This is a genomic window from Kitasatospora sp. NPDC093558, from assembly GCF_040683475.1.
Lineage (GTDB): Bacteria > Actinomycetota > Actinomycetes > Streptomycetales > Streptomycetaceae > Kitasatospora.
In genome coordinates, this window is the sequence record NZ_JBFBDY010001024.1 from 1 (window position 1) to 1,702 (window position 1,702).

The 1,702-nt window shown below is 77.3% G+C and carries 1 protein-coding gene and 1 pseudogene; both read right to left on the reverse strand.

Features of this window, described 5'->3' with window-relative positions:
- Positions 1 to 40: 40 nt before the first annotated feature.
- Positions 41 to 895, reverse strand: a pseudogene (locus tag AB0O00_RS38080) (peptidase S41); the annotation flags it as partial.
- Positions 896 to 998: 103 nt separating this feature from the next.
- On the reverse strand, positions 999 to 1,702 hold a 704-nt coding region (locus AB0O00_RS38085; RefSeq protein WP_363659270.1), incomplete at its 5' end, for a 16S rRNA (uracil(1498)-N(3))-methyltransferase.

Genomic DNA, 1,702 nt, shown 5'->3' on the forward strand with positions numbered 1-1,702 from the left:
GTTGTGTTCACCGACGCGGGGTGGAGCAGCGGCGGCCGGTGCGCGGCCCGGCCAGCCGGACGTCCAGCCGGCGCGGCTCGGCGCCCTCGGCGAGGCCCTCCAGCAGCCACAGGTCGCCGGCCCGGTGCCAGATCACCCGGGTGCCGTCGGTGGTGGCGTTGCGGGCGTAGAAGCCCTCCGGGGAGGTGGTGTGGCGGCGCAGGCCGGTGCCGTCGGGGAGGCTGGAGTACAGCTCGCCGACGCCCTCGTGGTCGGACAGGAACGCGATCCGCGAACCCTCCGGGCCGCCCGCCACCCACAGCGGCGAGGAGAGCTGCCCGTCGAGGTCCTCGTGGATCCGGACGAACTCGTCGCGGCCGATCCACAGCTTGCCCGCCCGGCCGCCGCGGTAGCGCTTCCACCAGGCCGGCTCGCGGTTGTTGACGGTGCCCAGCAGCACGCGGTCGCCGTCCGGCTCGAAGGCCAGCCCGCCGACCGGCCCGTACGGCAGCCGCACCGGCTCGCCGCCGTCCAGCGGCACCGCGTGCGCCCAGGTGCGGCGCAGGGTGGCCTGCCCGGCGGTGGTGGTGGCGATCGGACGGCCGTCGGCGGTCCACCCCTGCAGCTGGGTCTGGTCGCTGCCCCAGTGGGTCAGGCGCCGCGACGGGCCGCCGTCCACCGGCACGACGTGCACCTCGGGCGCGCCGTCCCGGGCGGAGGTGTAGGCGATGTGCCGCCCGTCCGGGGAGAACCGCGGGTGGTGCACGGGCAGGTGATCGGCCGTCAGCCGCCAGGCCCGGCCCCCGTCCAGCGGGGCGAGCCAGACGTCGTTCTCGGCGACGAAGGTGACCAGGTCACCGTGCAGATGGGGGTGGCGCAGGTACGCGCCGGCAGGGGTGCTGAGAGGTTCCGTCACGCGGCCAGCGTAGGCACGTACGCGCACGGGGCGCGGTGCTTTTACCCGACTCCACCCGGGTGAGAACCGAGCGGACGCCGGGCGGGATCCGGGCGCGGAGCCGTCAGGCCCATCGCCCGGTGCGCCCGAGCAGCAGCGCCCCGGCGGCCACGCCGGCCGTCGAGGTGCGCAGGACGGACGGGCCGAGCCGGTGCGGCTTCGCACCCGCCTCGGCGAAGGCGGCCAGCTCCTCCGGGGAGACGCCGCCCTCGGGGCCGACCACCAGGACGATGTCCCCGGCCTCCGGCAGCGCGGCGGCGGCCAGCGGCTCGGAGCCCTCCTCGTGCAGGACCGCGGCGAACGCGGCGCCGGCCAGGACGGGGGCCAGCTGGCGGGTCGTCATCGGGTCCCGCACCTCGGGGAAGCGCAGCCGGCGGGACTGCTTGCCCGCCTCCCGGGCGGTGGCCCGCCACTTGGCGAGCGCCTTGGCGCCGCGCTCGCCCTTCCACTGGGTGATGCAGCGCGAGGCGGCCCACGGGATCACCACGTCCACGCCGACCTCGGTCATCGTCTCCACGGCCAGCTCGCCGCGGTCGCCCTTGGGCAGCGCCTGGACGACGACGATCCGCGGCGCCGGCTCCGGCTCGCGGCGCACGGCGGCCACCGTCACGTCGATCGCGTCCTTGCCGAGCACCTCGGCGACCGTCCCGTCCAAGCCCAGCCCGAGCCCGTCGGCCAGGGTGACCGCCTCGCCCGCCGTCAGCCGCTTCACCGCCGCCGCGTGCCGCCCCTCCGGCCCGTCCAGCCGCACCACGGCCCCGGGCGCGG